Below are 8,135 nucleotides of genomic sequence, written 5' to 3'. Positions count from 1 at the left end.
ATATTTCAGTGCCTGTCTCGGTGTCCCAGATTTTCAGGGTTTTATCCCTTGAAGCAGAAATCGCTGTTTTTCCGTCTGGTGCGATCGCCACTCCTGTTACATAGTTAGTATGACCAGCAAGTGTCCGCAGCGCCCCTTCATTTGCCCGCTCTAAATTAGCCCTCAAAGGCCGCAGCCAAAGACTATTTTTCGACTGCCTCGCCTGTTCCAGCACCCCCTGAATTTCAGGCATTTCAAAATCTAGCAACCTCCCCAACAAATGCCCTGCCAATTGCGTTTTATCCTCCTCCAAAATATGCGCCGACTTGCGAATTGCCCCTTGAATCAACTTCAGCGTTTCCGCTTGCCCCTCCGACAACAACACATCAGAAACTCTCGCCAAATCGTAATCCTCAATTAACGCTTGAACCCCCACCGCCTCCAACTTCGCCTCAATAAAATCAAAATCCGTTAACAACTGATGCAGCCGTTCCCCTTGAACACTCTCAACCAAATGCCCCGGCAGAGTTTCCAAAGCATAAAGCCGCTTTTTCGGCGACAGTTTCTTCAACCGTTCTTTAAACTTACCCATCGCCGTACAAATCCCCCCACAAATTATCAGAAATCGCCGTTTCAATATCCCCCAGCGACACCCCAGCTTTCTGCACTACATCCTTACGGTGCAGAAATCTTTGGAAACTCGCGTGATAAATACTGTAATCGGGAGGACTATCACCGCTACGGCGCAGAAACTGTTCCCAATCATCGAGAACTTCCTGCACATCCAAAGCATCTTCCTCAGCAAAATCCGCCAAAATATCGCAGGAAACCGGCTTGCGAGTTTTCGTCAACAAATAAATCACCTTCAACTTCCGGCGGCGCAATTCCCTATCTCTAACCGCCATTTCCATCCGCGCCCAATGCTTCTCATAATATCCTTCCAACTCCCTCGGCAAATCTTGCAAATTCACATCGCTGTACTTGCCGCTATCGATATCATTCAGCACATAGCGCAGGTACATAAAATTATTCTGGCTTTTTTCCGCCACCGCCGCCACAAACTGTTCGCGCTGCAAATTTTGACGGTTAATCCAATTCTGAATTGACGCGCTGTTACTGGTGCGTTTGTCAATATAAACCTTGACATCCGCCAAACTTTCTGCACTGTACTGCATCAAATCAAAAGGCTGATAAATTGGTAAAGGCAGAGATTCCGGTCGTTTCGAGACAATAAAATAAACATTATCCGGCAAAGCATCAGGCAAATAGAGGACATTGCTGCCGCGCCCCTGATCGCTCAGATCCACTTCATCGAGGGCATCCACAACAAAAACTAACTTTTTTCCGCCTAATTTAGGACTGACTTCCCCCAACAATCGACTGAGAAAATTGCCATCTGTAGTTGCATTTTCTGGCAATTTTGGGTAATCCAGTTTAAAGGCTTGAATTAACTGAGTGCAGGCATTTTCCAGAAATTGCTTTGCCTTAACCGTGCCTTGAGATTGCGAGTTAAAATGGACAACACAGCGCCGCTTCATCAGCAGCACTAACTTCGCCATAATTGAAGTTTTCCCGACACCCGGATCTGCTTCTAAAACAAAATATCCTTTCGGCTTTTTCTGCAAGAATTCGATAATTGCTTCAAACACAAATTGGCGGCCGGTAAAGTCTTGAGTCCGGTCTTGAATAATCGTTTCGCACTCGTAGGGAAGCGGCAATTGAGGCGCGGAAGTATCAACAAATCGTTCCAGTGATGTTTTAATTTGCGCCAAATCGTCCCGAATGCCCATTTCGATCGCTGACAATTTCACCATCACTTGACAAATCTGCTGGCCAGTCGCCACGGCCTCCAATTTGTGCAGAATTTCCCCATTTTGCAGCCCCAAATCTCTCAGTTCCGCCAAAGCAATTTGGTGCAGATTCAACAGCATCGCCGCAAACTTTTCTCCTCCCTTCGCCGCATCCAGTTTCAGCACTTCGCGGTACGCTTTCGGGAAAGTTGCGTACAGCTTGTCCGCCACAAATTCCACAATTTCTGCATCGAAGGATTTGCCCTCGCGTCGGGCGAATTCCCCCAGGAAAGTTGCCCAATCTGCAGTTGTCAATCCGGTAACTCGATCGAACTCCTCGGCATCCGCAGAAAAAATCTTGGTTAACTGGTCTTCCGAAATATTTAAACCCCTTGACAAATCGGCGGTATTAGTGTTAATATCCAGCCAGTATTCAGGAGTTTTCTCGGCTAATTGACCGAGTGCTGTTTCTGGATAAGGCAATTTTTTGGTTTCGGCGATCGCAATTAAGCGATCGGACTTCGCAACCTCTCTCAAAATATAGCCGATCGCCTCACCTGCGGCCTTAATCAAATCGTGATTATCGAGAATCCTCGGATTTTTGCTCAACCGTTCCGTCATCCGATTTCCGAGGTCATTAGCCGCAATATTCCCCGCTATACCAGTAGCAATCGCGGCTAAAATCGAAACTCCCCCAACTGCGATCGGGCCGCCGATAATACCCGCTGCTGCTTGAGTTGCCGGATTGGCGATCGCATTTGAAATAACTTGTCCAATAGCCATCACCGCACTGCATCCAATTACCCTAGTTTTAAAATTACCTAAGTCCATTAGCGGCATAAAATAAATATTCCTCTTTTAAATAGTTGGTAGTAATTCTATCTTGCCGGCTGCCGTTTAGTCCGTCACTGCGAAATTTTCAACTGGATTTAGAGATTGTCGATCGCGACTAACCCTACGATATAAAGTAAAATATAATTAATTATCTCGAAGTTCTTTTTCTTGCAAAAGTTGGGTAGCCCAAACCCGATCTTCTTCCGATAGAGACGGTACGGGTTCTTGATTATAGTCGATCCGATAATCATAGCCAGCGCGATCGTAAATACCTGCAAATATTTCTGGTAAATTAACAATAGGTTCTACATCTTCCTCGCGCAAGGGAAGCGGAAATATAGGTAGAGAATCGCGGAGATTAAAAGCATAAAGTTCGGCAAACGGACGGCGATTACTGGGACTGACTAAAATCCGATAATCGCTTTGAATAGAATTATTAAGAATGGGCATAGATTCCCATTTTCGTAGTAAATCGATTTCGACTAAATTGGTTAAACTACCTAAAATACTCTGACGTTTTTTGAGATAAGTAATTCTTCCTTCTCCACTACGTTTGTTGACAGGAGAAAGAATTTCAATTGCGGTGACAACTTGTTTGGTTGCCATTTCTCGCACTTCCAGGTAAGTCTGTTTAATTTTTTCAGGAGCAGGCACTTTAACCGTAGTCGGAAGTGTTATACTTACAGTAGCAACTGAACCTGTAGGAATATTCGGGTTATTAGATTGACGCTTAATCGCGACATCGGGGATACCTACTAAAATGGACTCCTCGTTACTTTCATTTAAATCGGTAATTTCATAGATGCGTTTGTCAATTGCCACCTCATATTTAGGGCGAATTTGAGGCATGATGGTATCAGCGATCGCGATAATCAATCTATTGTGAGTTTCCTGCCAGAAATCGGGGTGTTCTAAGTAGGGGTCCATTCCAGGAAAAGGTGAAGGCATAGGACTGTTTTCCGATGTATTGACTTTCAAATCATTTTAGCATTTTTAATTTTGTAGGGTGCGTCGATGCAAGATTTTCGAGTGTCCCTACAAGAGTGACGCACCCTACGGTATCTACAACAATGTCGTAAATATCAACTACAAAACAGCAGCAACACTTGCCATCAACAACCCTTGAAACAATTTAACCCCATCAGTTTCGCCCAACATCGGATCGGAAGCCCTCTCAGGATGCGGCATCATTCCTAATACATTGCCTTGGCGGTTGCAAATACCGGCAATATTATTTAACGAACCGTTGGGATTGCCAGCATCGTTAATTTTGCCCGCCGGAGTACAGTAGCGAAACAGCACTTGCTTGTGCTCTTCTAACTCGGCTAATGTATCCGCATCAGCATAATAGTTTCCTTCGCCGTGGGCGATCGGCAAATCGATGATTTCACCCGTAGTATAAGCGGCAGTCCAACGAGTATTACCGCGCTCGACTTTCAAAGAAGCGCGATCGCAAATAAAATTCAATCCCGCATTCCGCACCAGAGCACCGGGCAGCAAACCAGCTTCAGTCAACACCTGAAAACCGTTGCAGATGCCTAATACAAGCTTTCCTTTTTTCGCGTGTTCCGCAGTAGCCCGCATCGCCGGAGAAAAACGGGCGATCGCGCCGCACCGCAAATAATCTCCGTAACTGAAACCACCGGGAATTACAATGATGTCAATATCCGAAATATCGGTATCTTCGTGCCAAATCATCCGCGTCGGTTGGTGGAGTAACCCTTGAGTCACCCACACCACATCGCGATCGCAATTTGAACCAGGAAAAACAATAACTCCAAATTTCATAAGCTGAAGGAAGAAGGAAGTTCGGCAACAGATTTTGTAACGGATGTAACGGATGGAAGGAAGAAGCAAGAAGTGTCAACTTAAGACTAAAATCTTATGTTTCTCTCGCTTGTATCTAAGTCTAGATCCCCCTACATCCCCCTTAAGAAGGGGAGTAGGGGTTGACTTTGAATGCTGTTGTCCCCGCTTTTTAACAAAGACTTTGAAAACCCTCTTGTCCCCCCCTTATTAAGGGGGGTTAGGGGGGATCTCCGAGTTTAAAAACACCCTAGGGACGATCGCATTTATGCGGCCGCTGTCTCCACAGCAACAGGAATTTCAGTCAAATCAAAGCGATAATTTTCAATCACTGGATTGGCCAAAAGTTGGTCGCAAACGCGATCGAGTTGTTCGCGGGCCTCCGACTCACCAGCAGCAGTCAGCGTCAATTCAACGTATTTCCCAATACGCACGCGCTCAACATTGTCGTATCCCATGTGTTGCAAACCAGACTGTACGGCTGTGCCGGCGGGATCTAAAACAGAAGGGCGGAGGGTAACATAGATTTGGGCAAGATATTTCTGAGTCACGGGAATGTTGCGGTAGGTGATGTGAAAGTTAGCCCCATTGTATTCTACAACCGAGCAGCGCGCCGATCGCCATTTGGTTCGCCCAAGTAAGATAGCCTAGAAATAGGGACAGATTTGACTCTAGCAGATTACACAAAAAATTATGAGAACCAACCGCACCCGCAGTCAGGAGCGTATTTTACACTTGCTCAAGCACTTGAATCGATCGCTCTCAGCGCAAGATATCTACTTAGAACTGCGTAACAGCGACCAAAGCATGGGCTTAGCAACCGTTTACCGTTCCCTCGACGGTTTAAAGCGAGAGGGGTTCGTTCACGTCAGAACGCTTGCTAGTGGCGAATCTCTCTACGGTGCCGCCCACCAAGATCAACATCACTTAACTTGTCTGGAATGTGGCGCGTCAATTACGATCGACGAATGTCCCGTCCACCACTTAGAAAGCCAACTACAACAATCTCATTCTTTCAAAATTTATTATCACACTTTGGAGTTTTTCGGATTGTGCGATCGATGTACTTTGGCTCAAGAATCTTAGAGAAGTTATTAGTCATGAGTGATATCAATTCCGGTGGCACTCATCATAAATGTTGACTGTTGACTGTTGACTGTTGACTGTTGACGGGCGGGTCGAAAAACTGAATGGTTGAGTGTTAACGGTTGACTCGATTTTATGATTCCGATGCAACCGCCAACGATATAGCAATCCTCGGATTATTTGTGAATTTTTTACTTTCTCCCCGCGGGTTCGGGGAGGGTTGGGGTAGGGTGCTTTCATTGAGATGATCCCGGTGTTGTTTGTGTAGCAACATATCTCAACCTGTCGTTTTATTAACTCGCTCAAGGATGCAAAAACTCTAAATGATCTCCGGGAATCGATCGCAATTTTGCAGCCGAGCCTTGCAGTTTCAATCGGCCGCGTTCTAACATGATAATCCAATCGGCGCGATCGATCACTCGCGGCCTGTGACTGATAAAAATCGTCGTTTTCCCGTGCCGGTACATCAACAAATTTTCTAAGACTTCCGCTTCACTTGCGGGGTCAAGCCCTGCGGTAGATTCGTCTAAAATCAATACGGGCGGGTTGTTGAGAATGGCGCGGGCGAGCGCCAATCTTTGTCTTTGTCCGCCAGAAATATTCGCTCCAAACTCCCCTAAAACTGTTTGATATTTATCAGGCAATTGGCTGATAAATTCATCCGCCCCCGCAATTTGGCAGACTTTAACAATCTGTTCAAAGCTGATATCTGGACTGCCCAAACGAAAATTTTCCAGAATCGAACGGCTCCAAAAATGCGCTTCTTGAGGAACCAATACTACCTGCTGTCTGAGACTGTCGAGAGACAAATCCTGCAAGTTGTAGCCGCCAATTCTAATATTACCAGATTGCAGCGGGTACAGACCAGAAATTACTTTTGCTAGCGTACTTTTTCCGCAGCCGGAATTGCCGATTAAAGCAATTGCTTGACCGCCTGGAAATGTGACAGAAAAATTTTCCAGCAAGTCAAGTCGGCCGGGGTAGTGAAAACTAACACCCTTGCAAACAATACCGTCGCGGTCTTGAATAGTTACAAAAGGTTTATTCGTATCGTCTTTAGTTTCCGGTTCAGCATCGATGACTTCCGACAGCCGTTGAGTAGCTGTCTGCACGCGAGTCATATCATCAGTAAATCCTACTAGCGAATTCACCCAAGTAGTAACGTTTTGATTCATGCTAATAAACGCTAGCAACTGACCGATACTCAATACCTTGTCAATCACCAAACCGCTACCAAGCCACAGCAGAGTAATGCTGCCAGCAGAGGCAACAAAACCAGAAAATATATTGTTTAGAATGCCAATTTGTGTAGTGCGGAAAGTGAGCTTTGCTAAGCGACCGAAGCGGGTTTGAAATTCTTCCCAAAGTTGCTGACCGCTGGTAGTAGTTTTGACAGTCAGCGCGCCTTTAAAAGTTTCTACTAAAACGCCTTGAGTTTCTGCTTCCAGCACAAATAAACTGCGCGTTTTTTGCTGCAATACGGGCAGAAAGACCACTGTAGAGGCAGTCATTAACAGAGCTATAGCTGTAGATGCTAAAGTCAGTTCCTTGCTGTAAAATAACATAAAAATAAAAGAAACTACAGCGATAAAAAATTGACTAGGCAAGCTGATAGCGGCTTGAGAAACTAATTTATTTATTTCTTGGATATCTTGTAATCTACTGACGATTTCGCCACTGCGTCTGGTTTCGTAAAAGCTTAAAGGCAATCGCAGGAATTTGCGCGCAAATTCCATCACCAATCCCAATTCTAAACGCTGGGAAAACTGAGCAATTAAGTTCGACTCTACCAATCCTAAACTGCTGCTAAAAAGGTTCATAACTATAACTGCGATCGCCACACTCGCCAGGAGTTGTCTGTCGCCCCGCACCAGGATGTCGTCAGTGAGCAGTTGAACGAGAAAAGGCGAAGAAATCGACAGCAAACCCAACACCACATTCAGCAAAAATGCTTCCATTAAAATCGGGCGATAAATCCCAATCCGGCGCATCCATTTTTGTAAGGAATTGGCGGGCGGTTGACCCTCTGCGGCCGCAAAAAACCGCTCAGCATCGGGTTCTACTAGCAAGCACAGCCAATCTGTCCAACCTGCTGCTAATTCTTCTTTGGAAACATAGCGCATACCGACAGCGGGATCGCCGATCGCATATTTGTCGCCCTGCTTTCCGTACAAAACAACCCAGTGATAACCGCTCCAGTGAATAATTGCCGGTAAAGGCGCTTCCTCAATTTGGTCTAAAATAGCAGCCGCGGCTCGCACGGATCGAGCATTAAAGCCGATCGCCTCAGCTCCTTGTTTCAAGCCCAGCAGAGTCGTCCCTTTTTGGCCGGTGCCCGCACATTCTCGCAAGCGGCTAATAGTAAAATTTTGTCCGTAAAATTTCGCGATCGAAGCCAAACAAGCCGCCCCGCAATCTTCTTCGCTCTGCTGGAGAACAACCTGATATTTCTTAAACCTGTTAACTTGTCCGAATAATGGCATTTTGCCGATCAAAGGGATGTTCTTTAACATTTTGCAAAATGAATAATGGTAGAGCATAAATAAGATTACTCATCACCAACTACCCAATCAGCAAAAAGCACCCATAAAGTTATGGGTGCTTTCTCGATTCCACAGTTATATATCTGAATTGACTAGC

The 8,135-nt window shown here is 45.6% G+C and carries 7 protein-coding genes; 1 reads left to right on the top strand and 6 read right to left on the bottom strand.

Annotation, left to right across the window (positions count from 1 at the left end):
* From QUB06_RS09040 to purS, 5 genes are all read right to left on the bottom strand, one after another.
* On the bottom strand, window positions 1–571 hold a 571-nt coding region (locus tag QUB06_RS09040), incomplete at its 3' end, for a WD40 repeat domain-containing protein (RefSeq protein WP_445251364.1).
* Window positions 564–2,609 (bottom strand): ATP-binding protein, encoded by a 2,046-nt coding sequence (locus tag QUB06_RS09035; protein ID WP_333435012.1) that lies wholly within the window; start codon window positions 2,607–2,609, stop codon window positions 564–566. The genes QUB06_RS09035 and QUB06_RS09040, both read right to left, overlap by 8 nt.
* A 138-nt stretch (window positions 2,610–2,747) precedes the next feature.
* Window positions 2,748–3,551 (bottom strand): DUF4058 family protein, encoded by an 804-nt coding sequence (locus QUB06_RS09030; RefSeq protein ID WP_333435017.1) that lies wholly within the window; start codon window positions 3,549–3,551, stop codon window positions 2,748–2,750.
* 138 nt (window positions 3,552–3,689) lie between these two features.
* The gene (purQ, locus tag QUB06_RS09025) at window positions 3,690–4,391 is read right to left on the bottom strand and encodes a phosphoribosylformylglycinamidine synthase subunit PurQ (RefSeq protein WP_333435011.1); all 702 of its coding nucleotides are present in this window, start codon (window positions 4,389–4,391) and stop codon (window positions 3,690–3,692) included.
* A 284-nt stretch (window positions 4,392–4,675) separates the two neighbouring features.
* Window positions 4,676–4,960 carry a phosphoribosylformylglycinamidine synthase subunit PurS gene (gene purS / locus QUB06_RS09020; RefSeq protein WP_333042010.1) on the bottom strand — a complete coding sequence of 95 codons (285 nt, stop codon included), beginning with the start codon at window positions 4,958–4,960 and terminating at the stop codon, window positions 4,676–4,678.
* A gap of 142 nt (window positions 4,961–5,102) precedes the next feature.
* Here purS and QUB06_RS09015 point away from each other — a divergent pair, with 142 nt between their 5' ends.
* Window positions 5,103–5,495: a Fur family transcriptional regulator gene (locus QUB06_RS09015; RefSeq protein WP_333055475.1), complete on the top strand. Its 393-nt coding sequence runs from the start codon at window positions 5,103–5,105 to the stop codon at window positions 5,493–5,495.
* A 302-nt stretch (window positions 5,496–5,797) separates the two neighbouring features.
* On the opposite strand, the gene QUB06_RS09010 is transcribed toward QUB06_RS09015, so the two are convergent.
* Window positions 5,798–8,008 carry a peptidase domain-containing ABC transporter gene (locus tag QUB06_RS09010; RefSeq protein WP_333435010.1) on the bottom strand — a complete coding sequence of 737 codons (2,211 nt, stop codon included), beginning with the start codon at window positions 8,006–8,008 and terminating at the stop codon, window positions 5,798–5,800.
* Between the last annotated feature and the right edge of the window lie 127 nt (window positions 8,009–8,135).

Origin of the sequence: Microcoleus sp. D2_18a_D3, from assembly GCF_036702455.1 — a bacterium.
GTDB lineage: Bacteria > Cyanobacteriota > Cyanobacteriia > Cyanobacteriales > Microcoleaceae > Microcoleus.
This window is presented reverse-complemented; position numbering and strand designations above follow the sequence as displayed.